This window comes from Spongiimicrobium salis (genome assembly GCF_043678055.1).
GTDB lineage: Bacteria > Bacteroidota > Bacteroidia > Flavobacteriales > Flavobacteriaceae > Spongiimicrobium > Spongiimicrobium salis.
Map to the genome: position 1 here is coordinate 433,988 of NZ_JBHEQA010000002.1, position 24,014 is coordinate 458,001.

General features: G+C 41.4%; 15 protein-coding genes. All 15 read right to left on the minus strand.

Annotated elements, in window-relative coordinates:
* Positions 1–64 precede the first annotated feature (64 nt).
* On the minus strand, positions 65–3,280 hold the full coding sequence (locus tag ACEXOE_RS11280) for a S41 family peptidase (RefSeq protein ID WP_394748890.1): 3,216 nt from the start codon (positions 3,278–3,280) through the stop codon (positions 65–67).
* A 47-nt stretch (positions 3,281–3,327) separates the two neighbouring features.
* Positions 3,328–3,687, minus strand: coding sequence for a hypothetical protein (locus tag ACEXOE_RS11285; protein ID WP_394748891.1), 360 nt, complete (start codon positions 3,685–3,687; stop codon positions 3,328–3,330).
* Positions 3,680–6,103, minus strand: a complete 2,424-nt coding sequence (locus ACEXOE_RS11290; RefSeq protein ID WP_394748892.1) for a penicillin acylase family protein — start codon at positions 6,101–6,103, stop codon at positions 3,680–3,682. Before ACEXOE_RS11290 ends, ACEXOE_RS11285 begins: the two co-directional genes overlap by 8 nt.
* A 16-nt stretch (positions 6,104–6,119) precedes the next feature.
* Positions 6,120–9,140 carry a WD40/YVTN/BNR-like repeat-containing protein gene (locus ACEXOE_RS11295; RefSeq protein WP_394748893.1) on the minus strand — a complete coding sequence of 1,007 codons (3,021 nt, stop codon included), beginning with the start codon at positions 9,138–9,140 and terminating at the stop codon, positions 6,120–6,122.
* A gap of 290 nt (positions 9,141–9,430) precedes the next feature.
* Positions 9,431–9,964: a molybdopterin adenylyltransferase gene (mog, locus tag ACEXOE_RS11300; RefSeq protein ID WP_394748894.1), complete on the minus strand. Its 534-nt coding sequence runs from the start codon at positions 9,962–9,964 to the stop codon at positions 9,431–9,433.
* A gap of 129 nt (positions 9,965–10,093) precedes the next feature.
* Positions 10,094–10,738: a DUF1826 domain-containing protein gene (locus ACEXOE_RS11305; RefSeq protein WP_394748895.1), complete on the minus strand. Its 645-nt coding sequence runs from the start codon at positions 10,736–10,738 to the stop codon at positions 10,094–10,096.
* Positions 10,735–11,169, minus strand: coding sequence for a MerC domain-containing protein (locus ACEXOE_RS11310; protein WP_394748896.1), 435 nt, complete (start codon positions 11,167–11,169; stop codon positions 10,735–10,737). Before ACEXOE_RS11310 ends, ACEXOE_RS11305 begins: the two co-directional genes overlap by 4 nt.
* A gap of 222 nt (positions 11,170–11,391) precedes the next feature.
* Positions 11,392–12,081, minus strand: a complete 690-nt coding sequence (locus ACEXOE_RS11315) for a CPBP family intramembrane glutamic endopeptidase (protein WP_394748897.1) — start codon at positions 12,079–12,081, stop codon at positions 11,392–11,394.
* Between the two features lie 302 nt (positions 12,082–12,383).
* Entirely contained in the window at positions 12,384–15,191 is a 2,808-nt protein-coding gene (locus ACEXOE_RS11320) for a S9 family peptidase (RefSeq protein WP_394748898.1), read from the minus strand.
* Positions 15,192–15,209: 18 nt separating this feature from the next.
* Entirely contained in the window at positions 15,210–18,494 is a 3,285-nt protein-coding gene (locus ACEXOE_RS11325) for a VPS10 domain-containing protein (protein WP_394748899.1), read from the minus strand.
* 305 nt (positions 18,495–18,799) lie between these two features.
* The gene (locus ACEXOE_RS11330; protein ID WP_394748900.1) at positions 18,800–19,351 is read right to left on the minus strand and encodes a YceI family protein; all 552 of its coding nucleotides are present in this window, start codon (positions 19,349–19,351) and stop codon (positions 18,800–18,802) included.
* Positions 19,351–19,848: a hypothetical protein gene (locus tag ACEXOE_RS11335; RefSeq protein ID WP_394748901.1), complete on the minus strand. Its 498-nt coding sequence runs from the start codon at positions 19,846–19,848 to the stop codon at positions 19,351–19,353. The genes ACEXOE_RS11330 and ACEXOE_RS11335 overlap by 1 nt, the downstream gene beginning before the upstream one ends.
* Before the next feature lie 123 nt (positions 19,849–19,971).
* Positions 19,972–21,084: a helix-turn-helix transcriptional regulator gene (locus ACEXOE_RS11340; RefSeq protein ID WP_394748902.1), complete on the minus strand. Its 1,113-nt coding sequence runs from the start codon at positions 21,082–21,084 to the stop codon at positions 19,972–19,974.
* Positions 21,085–21,245: 161 nt separating this feature from the next.
* Positions 21,246–22,415: an acetylornithine deacetylase gene (gene argE, locus ACEXOE_RS11345; RefSeq protein ID WP_394748903.1), complete on the minus strand. Its 1,170-nt coding sequence runs from the start codon at positions 22,413–22,415 to the stop codon at positions 21,246–21,248.
* Entirely contained in the window at positions 22,415–23,815 is a 1,401-nt protein-coding gene (locus ACEXOE_RS11350; RefSeq protein WP_394748904.1) for a YfcC family protein, read from the minus strand. Before ACEXOE_RS11350 ends, argE begins: the two co-directional genes overlap by 1 nt.
* Positions 23,816–24,014: the final 199 nt, after the last annotated feature.

Consider the following 24,014-nt stretch of genomic DNA (forward strand, 5'->3'; position numbering starts at 1 on the left):
TATTGCGGCCAGAGAGATTTCACGCACTCCGTATCATGCTGGCCGCATCCATCTTATATCAGATCTAATTTAGATCTTTTAATAGCGTTTCTACCGCTTTTTGTAATTGAGTATCTTGTTTTTTTGCTTTGTCGTCGGGATTGTTATTGACCAAAATATCCGGTACTGCAGGTCCTAATTCCATGTTTTCCTGCGTGGCCTTTACGTACCAACCCCTAAACGGCATACGGACAAAAGAACCATCGATCAAACCTCTTCCTCCTGTGGATATTACGGCACCAAAAGTAGCTTCGCCGACCAATTTCCCAATACCAAGGGTCTTAAAGGCGTGGGCAAAAATCTCAGCATTGGAATAGCTGGTGTGATTGCTAATGGCTATGGATGGCTTGGTCCAGGAAGCCAAGGGCAAACGCTCGCTATAAGGATAGTAGTTAACAAACTTTTTATGCTCAGTGGCCAAGTTTTTTGCAGCACCTCGTGGTACGGTATAGGCGTGTTGCCGCACATTTAAAACGGCCATTAAATAGTCGGTGGTCCAGCCGCCTCCATTGTAGCGCACATCAATGACAATGCCTTCCTTACCTAAGCCCGCAGCGGTCAATTCTCTTTCAAAACGCTCAAAACTGGTCCAGTTCATGCCTTGAATATGAATATACCCCAATCTGCCGTTGGAGTACTTTTCCGTAAGGCGTTTCCGTTCTTTTACCCAGGCATTGTAATTTTCCAAACGATTACTGTTCTTAGGTCTGATCACAACCTCTCGGGTGTTATTTTTATTTTTGACTTCCAAGTATATTTTTTCATTGGCAGTCCCGGTCAGCAGGCTATAAAAATTGGTTTTGGCTTTAAGTTTTTCTCCGTTGACGGCAGTAATGATATCTCCCGGGCTTAATTTGCTCGTTCCCCTATCCGCGGGCATATTGGGAATCACTCCCAGTACTTTTAAATTCCCATTTTTCTGAGGTTCCAGTTCCAGACCAAGCTGGCCTGTGGATTCGCGTTGCAAATCTTCTCGTTGTCTGCCTCCCCGTAATCCCATATGGCTCGCGTTGATCTGCCCTAACATCCAGTTGAAAATTCTTTGGAAATCGGCTCTGGTAGAAGCTTTCATCGCTAAAGGTTTGTATTTCTTTTTTAGGGAAGTCCAATCTTGTCCATGAAAATCGGGATCATAAAAACCGTCATTGATGGCTTTCCAAGCTTCTTCAAAAATCTGATCGGATTCCAGTGCATAATTGATATCCATCCGAGCTAAAGTCGGAAGATTTTCAGACTTGTCGCTCGCAAGGTTGATTCGTGCCAGATTTCCTCTTGATTTGGTATAATACAATTGGTTGTGTTTCTTGTTCAACACGATATTGGAAGGACGAGTATTTCCTTTGGTGATTTCTTTTCTATCCTTTCCGTCCCACTTGATTTTATACAGATCAGAAGTAATACTTTCATTTCCTCTCCCTCCATTTCCGGTGACATAATAGAAGGTTTTACCATCCTTGGAAATGGCCTGGACAAATTCCCCTCCTGTATAAGAAGTTACTTGGTTTTGCCGTTCATGAATATCTTCAAAGTCGATACGAACAACCGCCTCGGTAGCCTTGTCTTCTTTTTTCGCCCCTTCCTTAGCCCTATTGGAAGAGTCTTCTGCTTCTTCTTCCCAATCCTGGGCTGTTTTTTCCCAATCTTCCTTATTGAGCCATACAAACCAAACATCGTAATCACTATTATTACGGTTTGAGGAAAAGGCCAATTTTTTTCCATCCTTACTCCAGATCGGATTTCTGTCTTGTTTTGGGTGTAGGGATACGTTGACGGGTTTTTGGGAGTTGTCTGCCCTATGGATATAAATTTCATCGTTAAAATCTAAATTGCCTAGGCTATAGGCCAACCATTTTGAATCTGGGGACCATGAAACACCTCCTGGAGTGTCCCAACCATCTAAAAGTATTTTTTCATTAGACAATTTCCCGTTTTCATTAATGGCGGCAACAATAAGTTTTCCCCTACCTCGTATAAAGCTTATGGATTTACCATTCGGGGAAATGAGGGGGTTACTCTCCTCTGCCGTGGTCTTGGTAATCCTCGTTATTTTGTGCTTTAAGGTTTTAAAAAGATCGTTCTCCTTAGGGTCATCAGATTTCACCACAAAGAAATCGTTTTGTCCATCCCGGTCCGATACAAAGAACAAGGTGGTATCATTGATCCATTTCACCATTCTGTCCCTGTAAGGGGAATTTGAAACGTTGACCGTTCTGTTTTTCTCTTTATCGTTTTGGGTAATGAATATTTCACCGCGTACCACAACAGCGGAGAGCTTCCCATTGGGAGAAACGGCAACTTCACTAATATTCCCGGAAATGCGCTCGTGTTCTATAGGATCAAATTTATAGTCCGATTTGATGGCCAAGGGGATTACTTTGGAGCTGGAAGTAGCGGTATTCATGTGATGTAATCGATCGCCTTGGATGGCTACAATATCTTTTCCGTTTTTACTTAAACGAAAGGAAAATATCCCCATATCCTTGAAAGTACTATGTTGAGTTACGGTTCCTGTTTTACCCCCTTGGGCATCGATTTTTAGGCTATGTACATTGTAGCGCCCGCTGCGGGAAGATTGAAAGTAAATGGTGCTATTATCTGCCCATTGCGGATAAAAATCATTCCCATCATAATCCGTAAGTTGCGTGTAATTGTCCTTTTTGATATCATACAACCAGACATTCCTGTTTGCAGGTCCTCTATACGCTTCTCGCTCTAGCCGGCAAGAGCCTTTTACAAAAGCAATGAATTGACCGTTAGGCGATAAGGTGGCGTCAAAACCCAAGGAATTCATATAACGAGAGGGTGTTCCTCCTTCAGTACTGACCATATGTATTTCCGGTTCTCGTTCCACTTGCATGAAATTCCTTCGAGTTTCGAAAATCAAATGCCCGTCTGCCGTAAAATCGGTGATATTGTCATTGGTAGAGTGATACGTAATTCTCTTGGGAATGCCGCCTTCTTTTCCGATGACATACACATCATTGTTGCCAAAGCGATTGCTGATGAAACTTATGGCAGTACCATCCGGACTCCAAATGGGCTTGGTATCATTTGCTTCATGGACTGTAATCCTTCGTAGATTAGTTCCGTTTACATTAGCCGTCCAGATGTCGCCCTGAAAATTAAAGGCAATGGTTTGTCCGTCCGGACTAATGGAGGGGGTGTTGATCAATGGGTTTTGCGCATAGGAAATGCTGAAAACCAGAAAAAGTAAGACCGTTAGTTGAATTGATGATTTCATGAAAATAATTTGTGTGATTTGTACTTATTTTAATCGATTAAAAGGAATTAGATTTTAGGGCTTCCCAGATTGCGCAGCTGTCTCCCAAAAACAGCACTGATTCCGGCTGCCAAGCCACCAATCACTCCTGTAAGAAGAATAAGGATATAAGGATTCCCTCCTATTTGCAACAATTGGGATATTTTTTTGGCCAAGGTAAAGTCATTTGCACTGCTCTGTAGAAATGAATACACCGCCCAATAACAACATATGGCCAAAAAGGGAACGAAAAATACTGCTGATTTTTGCAATGGGATTAACAAGGCAGTGATCAAAGCGGCTATCATGATGGACCACCAAGGGAGAAAGAGAGACAATAACACCGCTAATATAAGAGTGGCTATAAAATTATAAATGTTCTTAGTCATGATGTGCCGGTATTAAGGTTTGCGTACCGATAACGGCACTAGTCGTATTATTGGATTGCAAAAAATGAAGGCTATGGTATTTTCCAGCAGCCCAATCGTCTATAAAATTGTCGTAATATGTACTCCCTGGGTTACCAGATTGACCTCCAGGGTAGATGCCCAAAGCGGTTGGTGGAGATGTCATTTCTACAATCATTCTCCATGAAGGGCCATGATCTTCAGAAGTGGCATTCACAATATTGCGATCCCCTCCAATGGGAATATCAAATCTAGAGAAAGCCGGCAAGGCCTGTAACAAGTGGCCGGCATAGGTGCCTTTATAATTTACCCAGGTATAATCTCCCTTTTCTGCTTTTATCTCGTTTAAACGTTTGGCGGCTTCCTTAAAGGCCAATACAAATAGATCTCTAGCAGTCTCGGTCCTATCCTTGGTGGCTACAATATCCATAAACTCGTGATTCCCATGATTTTTAAGGAGATAAATCGTTTGGTAGGTATAAGGTGAAGTCAATGCCATGTTCTCTACATCCAATTCGTCCCAAAGCATGGTATATAATTTACCGTACCATTGCCGCCATATACTGGGCCCCACTTCATGGATATCGTTATTGAACTTCCAAGTGCTAATTTCTTGGAGGATGATCTTTTCATCTCCAGTCAAGGAAGAAGTATCCATATGTTCCAGCATATAAGGTACTAATTCTTCAGCTTTGAGGTTGTGATTGTTGTTGTGCAAATCCTTGAAATCTTGTACACTGATTTTGTCTTTAGTGCTAAAAAAATCGTTGATTACACGGTTTCTGTAGGTTTCATAGCCATCATTAAAAACATAATAAGGATAGTTTTCATCTACAGGATGCTGATTGGCAGAGCTGACAAAACCCCGTTCCGGGTTTTTGGTATGGGCATTGAACTGTTGCGGAATATACGATTGCCAGTCGTTTTCAGGAAGACTCCCATCCATTAGAAATTTCCCTTGACCTTCCCATTTATTGGCAAACTTCCCTTGGATCCATAAGGCAATATCACCTTCCGTAGAGGCAAATACAAAATTTTGTGCCGGGGCATTCCAATACTGTAAAGCACTAACATAGTCATCATAGTTTTTGGCTTTATTGAGCGCAATAAAGGTTTTCTGGTTATTGCCTCCATCGTGACCTATCCACCGCATAGCATAGCCCGAACGTTCATTGTCCGATCGAAAATTTTTATCGAAGACCACAGGACCATGATGCGTATACAATACAGAGTCCTTGAAGTTTTCTTTGCCTTTTATCTTAATGTCCTCAATCCTCAAACGAACGTCTTTCCATTGCTCATTATAGCGGTATTTCGTACGGTCTTTATTGAAGGCTACTTTATACCAGTCGATAACATCTCTGGTGGCATTGGTTTCACCCCAGGCAATGTGTTGATTAAAACCAGAAATAACGCCCAATGCCCCTGGAATCGTTGCGCCAAAGGCATTGTGTTCCGGAGTACTCAATTGCATGATGAACCAGATGGCGGGTAAATTGAGTCCCAAGTGCGGATCGTTGGCCAATATGGGATTTCCGCTTACGGATTTTGTTCCTGAAACTGCCCAGTTATTGCTCCCATTGTCCGGATGTGGTTTAGCTATCGTTTCTACAATGGTATCTAAAACCACTTGGGATTCTGGTAGTGCTGTCTGTGGCACATCGATAAAACTCCAGTCCGTATCCTTCGGGATCACAGGGTCGTTACTATCGAAGAAGTCTGGAAAGAGCAAATCAAAATTTTCCTTTCCAATAAGGCGGAGTACATTGGTGTATTCCAGATCATCGTCATAACCTGCCAACATCTTGGTCATATACATTAATAGCAAGGCCGTTTTTTTGGGCGACCAAGCTTCAGGCGCGTAATCCAAAAGCTTGTATTCTACCGGATAATCTTTAGGGTCCAATTGATCGATATAGGCATTTACCCCGTCTGCATAATCCTGCACAAAAGCTAAGGTCTCGGTATCATATTGCTCCATATAGGCAATGGCTTGATCTGCGCCATAGCCCATGCCCCGTCTTCGTTCTGATCGGTCATAATTTAAGGCGCCTTCACCAAAGATTTCGGATAAGCGTCCGGCTGCGGCATGTGTTTGGAATTCCAATTGCCATAGGCGATGTTTCGCTGTTAAATAGCCTTGCGCTTTATAGAGGTCATGTTCGTTTTGTGCAAAGACATGGGGAATCAGCTGTTCATCATAGTGCACGGTCACTTCTTCTGTTAATCCAGGGATAAGGATTTCACCAGTAATGGATTCATCGCCTTCATTTTGCCAAATGCCCGAGCTAGGATTTAAAAATTTTCCCAAGGGCGGAATGGCACCCAATTTTGTATGTAAAACATAAAAAATTCCGATGGTGAGTATAAAGGAGATAGCGAGTTTAAGGTATTTCATGAGGTAGCCTATAAATTTAGTGCACGTTATTTTTAATCGCTGTAAAATCGGTCATCAATTCGTCATAGCGTTCCATCACATCTACACCAATGACCTGATCGGCACCATTTACAATATTGTAGATATAAGAAATCTGTGCGATTAACATTTGTTGCGGATAGGCCCCTTTGTCATTCTTGAGTTGTTTTAAAGCGGCTTTTAGCTGTTCTAATCGGCCTGTGGTACTATCTTCTTTAGGGTCCAATTTTTTAATTTCCTTTTCTAAGCGATCTTGCAATTGTCTAGCCTCAGACAACAATGCCAATATCTTGTCTTGCATGTCTTGCTGTTTTCCAAACAAAGCCTTGGTCATGCCCTCTGCTTTGACCCTAGGGTCCATCATCACTTCAAATTCCTGTGTCATTGTCTTATCTCCTAGGGTGAGCTTGGCGGTGTACTGGCCAGGAGCTACCAAGGGACCATTCTTATAACGTCTATTCTTTGTCTTATGCCAAGGCCCTTTTTTACGAAGGTCCCACTCAAATCGATGCAAACCTTTCCTTGCTTTTAGCTTTTTACTGACATAGCGAAAGAGGGTATTTAGCCCCATATCCTCTACCTCTGTTACCGAAGATTTCAATAAGGTGCTATCACTTAAAATGGTAGTAACGGGTTCTTTCTGGGCATTCAGTATTTCTAGTTTCACCCCTTTGGTGGCCTCGGGCAAATAGTAATCGATATAGACCGCTGTTCTGGGATATTTGGGGAAACTGTTCCCTGCGCGTATTTTTGGGTAGCGATAGCGTATGGTAGTATCGGGTTTAAAAAGGTGGGGTGTACCCCCTAGTTTGGGCATTTTAGGGTCGCGTAAACTGGTAATATTATCCAAAATCCAAAATCCGCGCCCCATGGTACTCAATACTAAATCGCCTCTAAAGATTTTTAGGTCCGTAATGGGGGTCACAGGAAGGTTTTGTTGAAAGGATTGCCAGCTGCTTCCATCATTGAAGGAGACATAGATACCATATTCTGTACCAGCATACAATAAACCAGGTTTTATGGGATCTTCACGTAAGACACGTGCCGTATGATCACTAGGAATACCGTTGGTTGCCTTGCTTAGTAAAGTCCAGTTTTTTCCATAATCTGTAGTTTTATAGAAATAAGGCTTGGTGTCGCCCAAGAGATGACGATCCACTGCAATATAAGCCGTGGCCAGATCGTGCAGGGACGCAGCAATGGATTCTACCCTACCTCCTTTTGGCAATTTTTTTGGCGTCACATTTTGCCAGGTCTTGCCCCCATCCTTGGTGATGGAAACCACCCCATCATTGGAACCCGTCCAGATCAAGCCTTGCTGTAAAGGGGATTCCCGTATGGAATATAAGGTACTATAATATTCCTCTCCGGTAATATCACGAGTAATAGGGCTCCCTGAAATTACTTGTTTGTCCGCTTCAAAGGCGGTTAAATCCGGAGAAATGGTTTCCCAGGAATATCCATCGGAATCTGTTTTGTGTAAGAACTGTGATCCATGATAAACCACGTCGGGATTATGTGGCGACACATGGATAGGGGCCACGCGTTGAAAGCGGTATTTTAAATCCTTTGGATTGTGCCCATATATATTGCTTGCCCCCACATAATAGCTTTTCTCAATTCCGGTCAATTTATTAAAGACCCCAAAACGTCCTTTACAATTCGCATACACGATATTGGGATTGCCCGGTTTGGGCACGGCAGGGCCTGTTTCACAGCCCCCGGTATTGATGATCCAGGCCGTTCCTGTTTGTTGTACCGCAGTAGGCGGAAAACTCGGTACGGCAATGGTAGTATAATTGTCTTGCTGCCCCGCATATAGCCAATAGGGATATTGGTCGTCCACTTCCACCTGATAGAGTTCTGCTGTAGGCTGATTGAATTGTGTGGACCAGGTCTCTCCTCCATTAAAACTTACATTGGCACCCCCGTCATTGGCCTGAATTAGGAGTTGTGGGTTATTTGGGTTTAACCAAATATCGTGATTGTCACCGTGAGGCACTTGTATGACTTTCCAGGTTTTTCCACCATCAATGGATTTTATGAGCGGATTGGCATTGGAATATATGATATCAGGATTGGTAGGATCTAATTCCACATTGGTATAATAAAAAGGGCGGTTTACCAAACGGATGTCATCCGAAACATGGGTAAAGGACTTTCCTTGATCTACGGATTTATACAATCCTTGTTCCCCTTCAGGTGCCTCGATCACAGCATTCAGAATACTGGAATTGGCAGGAGAAACGGCCAGATCGATTTTTCCAATCGTATTCTTGGGCAGCCCATTCTCCAATTTAGTCCAATCTTTGCCCCCATTCACCGATTTATAGATGCCTCCTTCCGCTTTGGTACCACCAGAAATGATGGTCCATGGTTTGCGTTGGCCCTTCCAAGCAGCCGCATAAATTACATTAGGGTTTCCTGGAAGTAATTCGAGATCTGAAAACCCTACCTTTTCGGAAACAAATAAAACCTTCTCCCAACTTTCCCCACCATCTGTTGTTTTAAATATCCCGCGTTCCGCATTATCTTTGAAGGCATTACCAATAGCCGCCACCCAAACGACATTACTATTGCGGGGATCAATTTCCACCGCACCAATTTGCCCCACATTTTTAAGTCCGATATGCTCCCATGTCTTACCCGCATCTATGGATTTGTACATCCCTTTTCCACTGATAATGTTGCTTCGGAGTCCGTCTGAACCCGTACCAACGTACACAATGTTGGGATCATTTTCAGCTACTTGAATTGCTCCAATGGAGGGTGTTTCGAAGAATCCATCAGAAATATTGTTCCAAGTGGTCCCATAATCTTCGGACTTCCATACGCCTCCTCCCGATGCACCCAAATAAAAGGTTCCTGGAAGTGAGGCAACCCCGGTTACCGTGGTTACCCTACCGCCTCTGGATGGGCCTACCGTACGGTATTTCAGGGCTTCAAAGCTTTGAGAAAAGGTCATCCCAAAAGCCAGAAATGAAAATAGGAATAGTCTTAGAGATAAAGAGAAGTTCATGTGAATATATGGATTAGGTAGTACTGAATTTTTAAATTGCGGTTGCGCATTAAATTTTGGAAGTAATTCCTGAATATTTTGCGAATGGATCCCATTTCCCAAGGAATCCGAACAATTCTGAAAGACAAAAATCTCATTTTTTTAAGCTCCTTATTTAATTCAAAACAATTGAAGTGGCGGTATGGTTTATAATCATTTATTTGCGCTTTTGAATATAGGAATAATAGACAAAACTTAGGGCATTTTCTTCCAAAAGCTGTACTATCTTCAATCACAATTTTACAAATCCCTTATCCTTGTTTAGGGCGGAATACGTTCATCTCCTTTACATCTGTCTCCAAGTAAGGCCCTCCTATCAGATCAATACAATATGGAATGGCCGGAAATACGGCTTCCAGACATTCCCGAATAGATTTTGGTTTACCGGGAAGATTAATGATTAAGGTGCTACCACGAATTCCCGCCGTCTGGCGCGAAAGAATGGCAGTAGGCACATATTGCAAACTCACCTGCCGCATCTGCTCCCCAAAACCAGGAAGTAATTTTTCGCAAACGGCCACAGTGGCTTCGGGGGTCACATCCCGTTGGGCAGGTCCTGTACCACCCGTGGTTACAATCAGACAACAGGTTTTCTGATCGGCCATATGGATCAATTCTTTTTCGAGCAAATCCTGTTCATCGGGAATAACGGCGTACTCTGCTTCCCAGGGACTAGACAACCATAGCTGTAATAAGCGCTTGACCTCCTGACCAGGCAAATCGGAGTATTCACCACGACTGGCGCGATCCGACACATTGATAATACCAATTTTTGTTTTTCCCATTATATCATCAGTTTTAGCATTCTACAAGCGCAATTATTTCAAAAATAAAAGAAATAAAGATCATGCCCCTTTTGGGATTTCATTATCTCAAAGCCCATGGGCCTCAACATCCTCTTTGTTTTTGGAATATCACAGGGGGAAATTTAGAGGTTCATTGAGGTCAATACTGAGTAAGATGCGTTCCCCGCCATTTTCCTCAATACTAGGACTGCGATGCAAAACCGGAACTGCTCCAGGATACAAGGCCCCTTTTAAAATGACAACGTCACCTGTATTGACCTGTATGACAAGGCTTTCATCGGTTAAGATTTTTTGATTTCCCTGCCCGGTGAGGTACGCTTTTCGATCTTCCGCTTGATCGGGAAGGCATAAGGTGCCTGGGCCATAATAGGTACATAACATCCTTAGTTGGTTATTGTCTGCATGGAATCTAGGACACATGTTCGTACTCACCTTGGCTAGTGAAACCCGAAAAGAGGATGCTCTTGTAACTTGTTTAAACAATCCTAAAAGATTTAAAATATCCTCCATAAAGTCAACACGTTCCGGATGTGCGTTTGTAAAATACGTTCTCAAGGAAAAATCAATTTCTTCCACTCGGCCACTTACCCCAAATTCCAATGGTTGCTTTATGACTTGATCAAGTCCTTTTTCCAATGCCGTTATCCTACGTTGGTAAATGCTAAGATTTTTGGCTTCCAAATGAATGCCCTGTAATAGTATTGGATCGCTGCCAATTACGGCATTATCGGCCAGGAGGTGTATTGGTGTCATCTATTCTTATTTTCAGTAGTAAAGTCTCTCTTTGATTTTTTACAATAGCGGTGATTGTATATATGCGCCACAACCAATGCAATGGAACCGAGGTACATGAACCACATACCATAGATAAAATGAAAAGTCTCGGATAAAAGGCCAAGGGCGAAAACACCCCATGCTGCCCATAGAATACTTTTTATTCCTTTATGAACCGTATGACGTGCAGAGTACCAAACTGCAATTAAGCCTAAGATTAAAAAAAGATAATCCAATAGTGCCCAATATCCAGAGGCGTGATGGTGTTTCCCTATGATGTTTTCCAAAATCGGTCGAGTGGCGAAAAATAAGGGAGTTAGTGCACAATGAACAGCACAAAGACCACTGGCAGCTACCCCAAGTAAATCAGAATAACGTAATTTTTCCATTGGACCAGCACTAGGTGTCATAGTTGTTGTATTAATGAGAATATGAAGTGCAAAAATAAGCAAATCATTCATTAATGCAACTGAGTTGCAATTAATTTATACAATGAAAAGCATACGAAGAAAGAACCGATCGAAAGCGTGCTCCAAGAATTGAGGCAGATTGGATAGGCCGGGATTCGTGTCACTTCAATGGTTTGCCCGTTGCGATCCCTAGCCTAGTGGCATGATATGATACTTAGAAGTTCAATGAAGTAAAAGTTGCTCAAACAGCTGTTTTACCGGGCTTGACCTTCCCAAATACAAGTAGGTCAACCCCCAAGTATCATGTAGGGCATGTATAAGAATGAGGATCCATAAATTATCCTTGTTCTTGTAGAATATAAAGCTGGTGAATAGGGAAATGATAGCAATGGTCATCATTCCAGAAATCCCTTGGTAATAATGGGATACGCCAAAATATATGGAGACTAATATCCCAGCAAATAGCCAAGCAATTTTTGTATTTCCAAAAAATTGGGCCAGCCATTTAAGATAGTACCCTCTAAAGAGAAATTCCTCTCCGAAAGCAACAAGGGTCCATACTACGATAAGAATAACGATATAATTCAGCGTATCCCCCGCAATATCCAATGAAGATAAGTCGGGTTCTCCGAAGTATTGCTTTACCAAGACACCTACAAAATTATCGATGAGGATCAAACAGAGGGTAAGTAATACACTTTTAAGAATGGTTTTTTTGGTCAACTTTTTAGTAAAACCAAATAAAGACCATTGGAAATTGCTTGACCAAAGTAGGAGTCCAACAATAGCCAATCCAAAGAAAAAGCTATAGTTTCTATCGAAGTAGTTTAATAGTGGTGCAACAAGCATGACGAGTACAACCACATATGACTTTGTTAATCTAGGGTATATTTTGCTCTTCAATGATTCCATAAGGTTGTATTTACTTCCAGTAAGACATCTTATTTTGAAAAGAGGTTACAAAGTATTCTAATTTGTCTTCTGTTGCCTATCCTATGGAGACTTGGTATGCTCTGAGTAAGGTTGTTTTAGTCCATTTGTATTATGGACTAAAGCTTATATTATTGCTTTTGCTTTGTAAAAATGCGGTATAGAAAAAACAGCTAAAATTTAAGAAGTAAAGTCAGGCTTTTAGCTCACACATAATTTTAAAGTGTTTTCATCCATATAGAATACCGGACCAACATAAAGCTGGCCCGGGTTCTTATTTGAAATCACTTTTTCTCACGTTCAACATACTCATACCCTTGATTGATTCCTTTTTCCAAGGCTGGAACACCCCGTTCCATCCATTTGGGCTTAGGAGCGTCTTTAAGATAATGATCAAAGAATTGGGCCATGCGAATGTTAAAGTCAATACGGTTTTGCCATTTCAAGGGCCAATGGGGTTCGCCGTTATAATTTAGGAACCAGGAAGGTTTCCCCAATCGGCGTAAACTCACAAAAAACTCAATTCCTTGGTACCAAGGCACGTGTCCATCGGCATCATTGTGCATGATCAATAAAGGGGTATTGATCTTATCGATATTGAAAATTGGGGAATTTTCCACGTAGCGTTGAGGGTATTCCCAAGGCGTACCCCCTATCCTACTTTGGGTATGTTCATATTGAAACTGTCGGCTCAAGCCCGTCCACCATCGAATTCCGCCATAAGCACTGATCATATTGGGTACAGGAGCTCCAGATTCCGCAGCTTTAAAAATATTGGTTTTGGTCACCAAATAGGCAATTTGATAGCCTCCCCAGCTATGTCCCTGAACGCCGATATTATCCTTATCAATAAAACCTTTATCGATCAATGCGGTGACTCCGGGAATCACGCAATTGAAAGCACTTTCACCTGGATAACCATCCCGGTAATACACATCGGGATTAAAAATAACATAGCCCCTACTAGCATAAAACGGATAATTGATGGTACTTCTGCCATAAGAAGGAGAACGGTGACGGTACAAGCCGTCAGTACTCCGCTCATAGAAATTTACGATCATTGGATACTTCTTGTTGGGGTCAAAGTTTTCTGGTTTGATCAGCAACCCTTTTAGCGCTTTACCATCCAAGGATGCCCATTCTACCAATTCGGCAGTACCCCAATTGTAATCGGCTTGCTGCGGATTGGCATCTGTAATTTGCTTGGGGGAACTGAATGACAAATTGGAACTCCACAGATTTGGAAATTCGGTAAATGACCCTCGCGTAAATACAATCCGCTCTTTTTTATCTGTCTGCGCCAATACCGGACGGTTATACGAGTAGGGTCCACTGACCAGTTCCTGAACCGATTTCCTTTTAGGATTATAGCTGGAAAAGCCCCCATATTTGGTCTCTTCATTAAATGTACTTAATAGCCAGGCATTGGCATTTGAGATAGACCGTTCTTCATCGTCTGTTCTGGTATACCGATAACGAATGTGTTGTGATCGTCCCTTGGTGAGGTTCTCGGACTGCCCTGTATCCGGGTCAAAGGCCCAAATATCAAATCGATCATAAATCAAGAACTTGGCATCCTTTTCCGTCCATCCTGCAGCTCCGTAGCTATAGGGGTCGTCTGGATAATCGTGCAACTCGTTATAAAACTGTCGCCCTTTGGTCAGTGCCTTATATTGTAGTGTCTTTAGGTTGTAGGTGAACCACGTACTATCTTTACGGCTATAGCCAAATAAATACTTGCCTTTGGGACTTAAAGAAGTACCTCCGTACATCTTGCTGCTCAAATCAGTACGTTCCCCTGTACTTAAGTTTACACGCTGCACGTCCATAGGGCGTTGTGCTGTCCATTGACTTTCTAGCTCATAAGGTGTTCCGTTGGCAATTACAGCATAAGCACCATTGCCTTCATCGCCATAACGTACAATATCGTATTCTGGATTGGCAATAGGAACAATTTTCTTTGTTTTAAAATCATAGAGCGATAGATACGCCTTTTTCTTATCGTCTTTTACATCGAGTTCCTGGACGGTATACAATCGTGGTTCGTCATAGGTCCATACTTCCACATTCACGATTTCCTCCTCCAATAAGGTAGTATCCTGAACAATAGGCGGAGTTCGCAACCCAAAGAACAAACGCTCTTCGTTCTTTGAAAACCGAAGGCGTTCGTCTCCGGATACCAATAGTTTTGCAGGATTTGTTTCCGAAGCTACAATTTCCTGCGCAGCTTTTTGTCCTTTGTTCCAAGCATATAGAACGGGTTTTTTTATAAGACTTTTTGTGGAATCGGCATCGACTACAAAACCTACGCGTTTCCCGGATTCGGATATCCCCAATTGTGGATACTTGGTTTTTTCATGACTTTCAAATAACAAGCTGCTACTGCCTTTATTTACATCGTAATAGTATACACCTCCAGCACTTTTGTTCTTTTCACCCGAGCTGGCATATATTAAAAAGCGTCCCTCTTTGGCCAAGGCATGGCGGTGTACGTATTTTAAGGTATCTTCTACTCCGCTGGCCAATTGCCGAATCACCAAATGGAAACCATTGGCTTTGGATACTTTTTTCAGCTTCTTTTTGACTTTTGCTGTATCTTTTTTCTGGGTTTTCGCCGAATCTTTCTTAGGTTTTATAGCAGCTTCCAAATAATACGTAACAATTCCGGACCACTTTTCCGGCATCTCAAAGGATTTTACATTAGGAATCTTATGTACCGTTTTGTCATTGATATCATAGATGACCAGAGTATCTTTTGGAAGGTCTTTTTTCTTCACCTTCCTACGTTTCATTTCTTTGATACTGTCTTTCCAGGCATTGACGGTAAAAACGGCATAATTGGAATCATAGGAGAACTCTCCCCCTTTACTTCTTTCATAGGAGAATACGGATTTACCATTGATTTCCTGCAGTTGGAAACTTTGATCTTTTTCGCCTTTTTCCAGACCATACAACACATGGTTTCCCGAATTTGAAATACGGACATTTCTAATTTGGTTCCAGAGTCCTTTATCATCGTGTTGCATTATTTTTTTTTGTGCTGTTATCGTCGTGGTTACGCATAAAGCACTTAGTACGAATAAAATTCTCATATTGTGGGTGTTTTAATCTCAGTTATTATATCCTCTCCCAGGTGTGTAGGGGGCGCCGGCTTTGATGAGTTTTTGTTCCAAGGCCTTAATATCTTCATTATAAATGCGTTCCATAGTAGCTTTAATTGCGCTAACTTCCTCTTTGGCTATGGCGTAGCTGTCCCTATGCGTCTTCGTAGGAGTGGAAGTAGAATACTTTTGTTCAAAACCTATAGCTCCCAAACGACTAGCTGGAGACAAGGGTTGATCGATATCCAATCTACGTTTTACCGGATCGCCAAAGAGGGCCATTTGTACCTCCTTTAATTGTTTTTCTAAAGTATTGACTTCCGTATTTAAAGCACTTAAAGGCTGTTCGGCGCGTTTGAGCGCTGCTTTGATGTAGCGCAATTTGTTTCGGGAATCCGATAATAAATTTTGGGTAATTCCCATATCGGCCTGTAGTTCGGCCAAACTTTTCTGAAAAGCCACTTTTTCTGCACGGTTTTCTGCCGGCATCTCTACATTATTCAATGCTTTTACTTCGAAGGTTGTTGGATTGGTCAAAGTGCTTATTGCGCCTTCTTTTACCAATGCCATTTCCACCGTATAGGTGCCTGGAACTACTAAGGTACCTTCATCGGTTCCGCTAAACGGATTGTAAAAGGAAGGTTTGTTTGAATTAATTGGATTCTGAAGGGTATACCGTAAATTCCAGTGGAAGCGCTGCACTCCTTTCTTGGCAGGTTTAAAGGTTTTATGCACCACTTTTCCATTGATGTCTTTGATGGTAAACACTAATTCTTCCTTATTCTGATCTGATTCTGCTTTTAAAGCCTCATAATTGGGGTAAGGGGCATCAGCACCAGATTTGATACGCTCTTTTTCCTTTTTCTGACGCTGATCTTTGATCGATTTATAATCGGTATTGTAATAATAGGTGATCATAGCCTCAGGGCCAAGGTTGGAAGCTGTATAAAAATTATCACCTTGAAAAGATTTGCCCGGTAATCCCAGGGGGCTGCTCTGTTCCCACATCAAAGCTGTTCGGATAGGATAAATTTTGGCTTCATTGGCTGGAGCCGTATTTTCAACCTCCCGCAATACGGAATAGTCGTCCATGACGTAAAACCCGCGACCAAAAGTACCCAATATGAGGTCATTTTCACGTTCTTGAATTGTGATATCACGTACGGCAATGGTAGGTAAACCATTCTTTAACTGTTTCCAATGCTGTCCCTGATCAGGAGAGAAGAATACACCAAACTCTGTACCTACAAAAAGGAGGTTGGAATCTACATGATCCTCTTCTATGGTGTATACACTACCACGCTCGGGCAGATTTGAACTTATGGCGTTCCAACTAGCACCTTTATCTGAAGACTTAAAGATATACGGCTTGAAATCTCCGTATTTATGGTGGTTAAAGGCTACATAGATGACGTTTTCATCATGTTTGGACAAAAAGATGCTATTGACATAAGATTGATTTGGAGCTCCGGGAATGGTTGAAATTTTTCTCCAATTTTTCCCGCCATCTTCCGAGATGTGTATTAATCCGTCATCGGTTCCAGCCGCCAATACATTTCTATTTTTCGGAGATTCCGAAAAGGCCACTATAGTTCCATAAAGTGAGGTTGAGCCGTTTTTGGCCACCGCATCAATACTGACCACACGATCATATACTTTGAGGGTATTTCGATCAATTTGTCGGGATAAATCATCGCTGATCACTGCCCAGCTATTTCCATAGTCATCAGATCGAAAAACTTTGTTTGCCGCAAAATACAGTCTTCCTGGAACATGCCTGCTCACCGCTAAAGGTGCATCCCAGTTATAACGATATGCATTGTCTCCTTTGCCCGCTTTTGGTTTAATCCCCACGCGCTCTCCACTCTTTTTATCAAAACGCACTAACCCGCCATATTGGGACTGCGCATATACGATATTGGGATTGTTGGGGTCTATTTGAGACTCAAAACCATCGCCTCCATTGGTAATAAACCATTCTGAATTGCGGATGCCATGATTCGTTGGCACGCGTGAAGGACCTCCCAAACTAAAATTATCTTGGGTACCCCCGTAAATATTATAAAAAGGATAGTCATTATCCACCGCTACTTTATAGAACTGGGTAACGGGTAAATTCTTTTTAAAATCCCAGGTTTTTGCGGCATCAAATGTTTCGTAAATACCTCCATCACAACCAATTATCCAATGTTTGTTGTTCCTTGGGTTTATCCACATGGCATGATTGTCCACATGTTTGGTATCTTCCCCTACCAATTCAAAAGTCTTTCCGCCATTATGGGTTACGGACATCCAGGTATCCATGGAATACACCGTATTTTCATCAATGGGATCAGCAATGATTTCCTGATAATAGTTGCCACTGGTCACATGTGAACCACGTTTTTCCCAACTCGCGCCTCTATTGGTAGAGGCATAAAAACCGCCTTTTCCATTGGCCGCTTCTACAATGGCATATATAATTTCAGGATTTGCGGGTGAAATGGCCAATCCAATCCGTCCTAATTCCTCTTTGGGAAGTCCTTTATTAATTTTTGTCCAAGTAGCTCCTCCATCAACGCTCTTATGAAGGCCAGATCCAGGACCTCCGCCAACATAGGTAAATACATGGCGTCTTCGTTGTAAGGTGGATGCATATAATACATCGGGATTTCTGGGATCCATGACCACCTCATTCACTCCTGTGTGTTCGTCTACCGTAAGGATGGCATTCCAGGTTTTTCCACCATCTTCGGTTTTATAGAGCCCCCGCTCCCCTCCTTTACTCCATAGCGGGCCAATGGCCGCCACATATACGATATCGGAATTTTCCGGATGAACGATAATCTTGCCAATATGTTCCGAGGTCTTAAGCCCCATATGTTGCCATGATTTCCCGCCGTCTGTAGATTTATATACCCCATCACCATAGGAAACCGAACGCTGATTGTTATTTTCACCTGTCCCCACCCAAATGACATTGGGATTATTTGGATCCATAGTAACGCACCCTATAGAATACGAACCTTGAGCATCAAATATAGGTTCATAAGTTACCCCAGAATTGATGGTTTTCCATACCCCTCCAGCAGAAGTGGCCACATAGTATTCAAAGGGATTGGAGGGATTGAATGCAAAATCTGAAATACGCCCTGAAGTTAGGGCTGGTCCCACATTACGCCATTTAAGACCAGAGATGCTAATTTGTTCTAAAGCTGATTTTTGTGCTGTTTTCTTTTTTGATTTTCGTTGTGCATCACATACTTGGCTGAAACCTAGGAAAAGGCCAAGGAGGACAACTAGTGGTTTTTTCATAAAAATGGAATCGAGTAGTTCATTAAATTAGTCATGTCGCATAAGGAATATGCTACAATAGTATCCAATGTTGGGATTGAATTATCATAACATACCCGCCTATTGCGAAGCGTTTCAAGATAGTCAAAATTTGAGTTCTAAATGAGGTAGGAGCGAAAATAGCGGGAAATTATACGTTAAAATATGTTAACATAATTTAGTAGATTTTAACCTTATTCCTTATAACTGAAAGACAGCTGTTAAAATAGGTTTTGTTGCTCACCCAGGCTTGGGGTTTTACCTGGGCCAGCTATGGGAATATGGGGTTATTTGAGTACCAAAGTTCCTTTCAAAATAAATTCATCAGCAATGGCATTTTCTTTTAGTTTTTCAAATACCGAAGGTGAATTATAAGTAATACCATAATCAATACGATTGAAACGATGCTCAAAAGAAAGTAGTATTTGATTATTTTTAAATTGAACCTTTAACGGGATTTCCTCGATTTGGGTTTTATCCTTTATGGTCATTTTTCCTGTAATGCGCTGGTCGCTTTTTATGGAGAAGGGCTTGGTCAGCTCAAAAACGGCTTCAGGATACTTTTTTACGTGAAAAAAATCTTTATTCTTCAGATGATTTTTAAGGTTTTTATTCTCTTGGTCAAGAGATTTCATATCAACGATCACCTTTAAGCTGGTAATGCTACTGTCTTTACGTTTCCAAAAAATATCTTTAACCTCCAAAGTACCTTCTGGGGCATAGTTTCCAATTGCTGCCATTCCAACCCATTGTAAACGCGTTGTCTTTACGTTTGAGGTATCCTGTCCGTATGTGGCATATACCCCTAATGCTAGTACTAAAACTATTATTTTTTTCATTAGTATTTGTTTAAAAGATTAGCGGTAGTGTAAATACTTTCATAACCGCAAACAAGGATTCCTTCGGCTGTAGTTCCTATAAAATACCATAGTGCCCAGCCACCAAATAGTTTTTCGTCAATGCGCCAATTGTTTACCCAAGTATAGGGTTCGGCTTGATTCAGCCGTTGTTTCCTAGTGCCAAAACTTTTATCCAATTCCTTTAATGGATACGATTTGCGCAAGTTCCATTGATCATTGTAATATAAATAGGCTCCATATTCAATGATTTTAATTTCATCGCTTTTACAAAGAATTGCAGTCGCATGTTTCCAGTAATAGCGATTCTTGATTTTAATGGGGTCGTTTATTTTGGGAAAATGATTCACCTCAATGATTCTTGGAAGCTGCACCAATTTTTTAGGATATGTGTCTGCTGGTGGGGTGCCATAATTTACTTGTGCCCATCCCCATTGCACACTTAAAAAGGTAAGTAGTAATACAAATGTAGTTTTCATAATATTCCTGTTTTTAGATTACAGGAACAAAGATGCATTGAAGCGGTTATATCAATCGTTCCGATTTGGAAAATGGAACTTTTTCAAGGGAATCGAGAAGTTTCAATTTGAAAAATGAAACGTTTAACTATTTGACCGCAAGTGTTTTGGTGATTTTCCCGTATGTTTGGTAACTGTCCGGTTAAAGGATGCCTTTGAGTTAAACCCTACTTCATAAGCCAAACTTAATAGGGTATATTTTCGGCTTTCAGGTTTTGCAAGAAGGGATTTTAATTCCTCCAATCGCAGTTCATTGATATAATCGCTAAATTTCTTCTCAAATACTGTAGATAGGGTCTTCGTAACCAGATACGGCCTCACTCCTATAGCTTCTGATAAGAGTGCTACCGTTAGTTCGGGATTTTTAAACATTTTCTCATCCTGCATTTGGGCCTGGATTTTATCGGCAATCGCATGTAATTGTTTCCATTCCTTTTGAGAAGGTACTTCAACCTTTTTAAAGGCTTCGGTATGACGTCTTGAAAACCCCTCTAGCCCTAACCAATAGGTAATCACGGCTAAAATGGCAAAAATGGGATATCCAAAGAAATTAAATGCATAGTCAAAGAAGAAGAAATCAATAAGCGTTATTGCCGTAAATACTATAGAAAAACCAATAAGTGCCTTAACTACCCGTTGTAACCATTTTACCTTTTCAGGAAGTAGTTGATATCCCTTTATGTTTGGTGGGGCTTTTAAGATATGAAGGGACCGATAGCCATAAAAAATGATAAGGGATCCGCTTACGACGTACATCGTTGGATAATGCATCCAAACCACGTATCCCCAATACCCCAACCAACTTAAACTTTCCCGAGTTCCATCCCAATAGAAATTTTGGGATTTAATAAAGAAACTCCATATAATCTCAATGGCAACTGGTAAAAAGTGAATCCAATGCCTTTTTTTTAATTGAAATTTAGGGTGAACGTAATGCAAGGTGAAAAAATAGATAAGGGCCCCATAAACCCAATTCATCTCCAATAAAAAGTAATAGAGGGTATCATAGCGTCCATAACCAAAAAAATGGAGTATTTCGGCAAGCAATCGATATGAAAAGAAAAAAAGAATGGCTGCTAAAAACCGATTCGCCCTTTTGTGAAGTGTAGTGGTATTCCATAGCATGCCCCCGTAAATAATTCCTTGTATGGCCCCTATGGCCAATAAAATAACAAGAAGAACGACTTTTATTTCCACCTCCCTAAGATACTGAAGTTGCCTTAAGAGACCATAGTATTTTTATACTATCTGTAGTCTGCCTAAGAGAGGAGCCGCCTTGAAATTTATATATTAGGTTCATAAGAAAACCTTTTTGACGGCCTGTTCGGTTCGTCTTATCCTCTCAATTTTTGCGGGTATTAGATAAAATTATCCGACGATAATTCATGGAGGAGTTTGTTCATCATTTCAACACCTTTTTCCAATTGCTCATGACTAATAAATTCATTGGCACGATGCGCTTGTGTGATAGATCCAGGCCCGCAAATCACCGTTTGGAATCCTTCATTGGCAAATTGCCCTGCTTCGGAAGCATAGGAAACCGTATTTAGTGTTGTATTTCCGGATAGTCTTTTGACCAGTTCAACGACATCGGCATCGTCCTTGGTTTCCAAATGGGGTACTGGGGGATGATTTTCAATCGTTTTTATAGCGAAATCCGGAAAAACAGGTCTTAGTTGTTCCTCTTTTTCTTTGCAGTACACCTCAAAATCAGTTAGTATCGTTTTAACGTCATCCATAGGAATGGTACGTAAATCCCAATGGAATTGGGCCTTATCCGCAATTACATTTGGAGCTATACCTCCTTGGACCAAGCCCACATGAATGGTGGAATGTGGGGGATGGAATCGTTTGTCAAAACGTTGCTGTTCAATCAACTGATTCATTCTATTTTCTAGCCAAAGGATAAGTCGTGTTGCCTCATGGATGGCACTTACCTCCTGTTTAATACGACTACTATGTCCGGCAGACCCATTGATATAGGTCTCTAGGATATATATCCCTTTTTGTCCAACAATGGGTTCCATTAAAGAGGGTTCCCCGATTATGGCATATTTTGGACGTTCTTTATAATGTGTTTTGATTCCACGGGCTAATGCCGGACCTGCCAAACAACCTATTTCCTCATCATAGGAAAAGGCAAAGTAAATGGGTTTTTTCAAATCTGCTTGCACCATTCGTGGTAATGCGGCCAAGCAACAGGCGATAAAACCCTTCATATCACAAGATCCTCGTCCGTACCATTTTCCATCACCTCCATCGGTGAGTATAAATGGATCGGTATCCCATTCCTGTCCTTCCACGGGCACTACATCGGTATGGCCTGAAAGAATAACGCCTCCATCTGTCTCTGGTCCTATTCTGCAATACAAAGAGGCTTTGTTCCCTTCTTCATTGGGTAACAAATGTACTTCTATAGCATACGATTCTAGATAAGATTTTATCCAATGGATGATATTTAAATTAGATTCCCCTCCCAATACGGGAAAGGAAACAAGTTTAGCAAGAATGTTCTCAACAGTCATCATTAATTATAGTTTATTGTTACCGCTAGTATTAAAATTAAAAAGGCCAAACCTATTAAACTGATCAGTACCGGAAATATAAATCGGATCCATCGGTCAAGAGGTACGCGGCACATACTGAGCATAGCGATGAGTCCCCCTAAAGTTGGATTGACAAGATTAGATAGGCCATCCCCGATTTGAAAGGCCAAAATGGTAATTTGCCGACTAAGGCCCAAAGATTCCCCTAATGGAAGCATAACCGGCAATGTTGCTAAGGCCTGACCACTTCCGGAAGGAATGAAGAAGTTAATTACCGATTGGGAGATAGACATGCAAATGGCCGATAAATGTAAAGGTAAACCTTGGAGAACACTAGAGAGCTGATATGAAATGGTATCGCCAATATTGCCCATTTCCATCAACACTTTAATGGTAGTGGCAAAGCCTACCATAAATGCCCCAGGGGCAGCTAGGCTTACTGATTTCAATACGGTTTCACTCATCGTAGTGGCATTCATTCTGGATATTAGACCGCAAAGAAGGGCAATGATCAAGAACACTGCCGACAATTCATTGATATACCAATTTAAATTAAAAACGCCATATAGTATGGTCAAAAGCCCTAGAATGAAGACCGAGATCACCATCCAGTTTTTTCTGCTCAAACCATATTCTTGGATGGGTTTTGATAGTGCCAATTGCTCAACATCCAGACCAAGACCTAGGCTTTTGTTGGGATCTAAGGTGATTTTTTTAAAATAACGCACATTGTAATAGGCCATAATGCTCAACGCCAGAAAACAAAATGTGCTGCGTAATAAGGCACCCGAAAACATGGGCAATTGGGCAATTTTATGTCCGGTGCCTACGGTATAGGGATTAATAGGAGATAAACCAAAGCCAATAGTCATGGCGCCGACCGATATTCCAGCAGCTAAAATTAAATCGCCTCCCAAAGCAAGACTAAGTACCGCAGCAATGGGAACCATGGCAATATTATTTTCATAGCCTACAGAAGCGCCAAGTAGGCCATATATAAAAGTCATAATTACAATAATGAGGTATTTATTTTGTACCCCTAAATTTTTGACCAAGGTCCCAACTGCATTTTCTACGGCTTTTGATTTGTCCATAAATCCAAACATGATAGCACCAGCCAAGACGATGAAGATAATTTCTACTGCAGCCTTAAAGCCTAATGGAATTGCCTTGAACATATCCAATATACCCACTGGTGTTGATGCAATGGTTGTGTAGGAATTGGGAACAACCGTACTCCTACCATCTATCACTACCCGTTCGTAGGTCCCGGCCGGGAGAATATAAGTCAAAATGGTGATAAGGACAATGATACCAAAGAGCATGCTTATGGCATGGGGGATACGCCTAAAAATAGATTTTCTGGATTTCGATTCATGCATTTTTGATCAGCATTTTCAAGGGCTCAATATACGTCTTATATCTAAACTTTTATAGTATTCAATATCTTTCAGTGTATGACTATTTTTGGGACTCCGGATCGCTGTTTTGATTTGTACTCTCTATTATGGTGAAGAGAAAACCTGCCTATTCCGGTGGACTGAAACTTTCTTTGAGCTACTGTATGTTCTATAGGTTGCT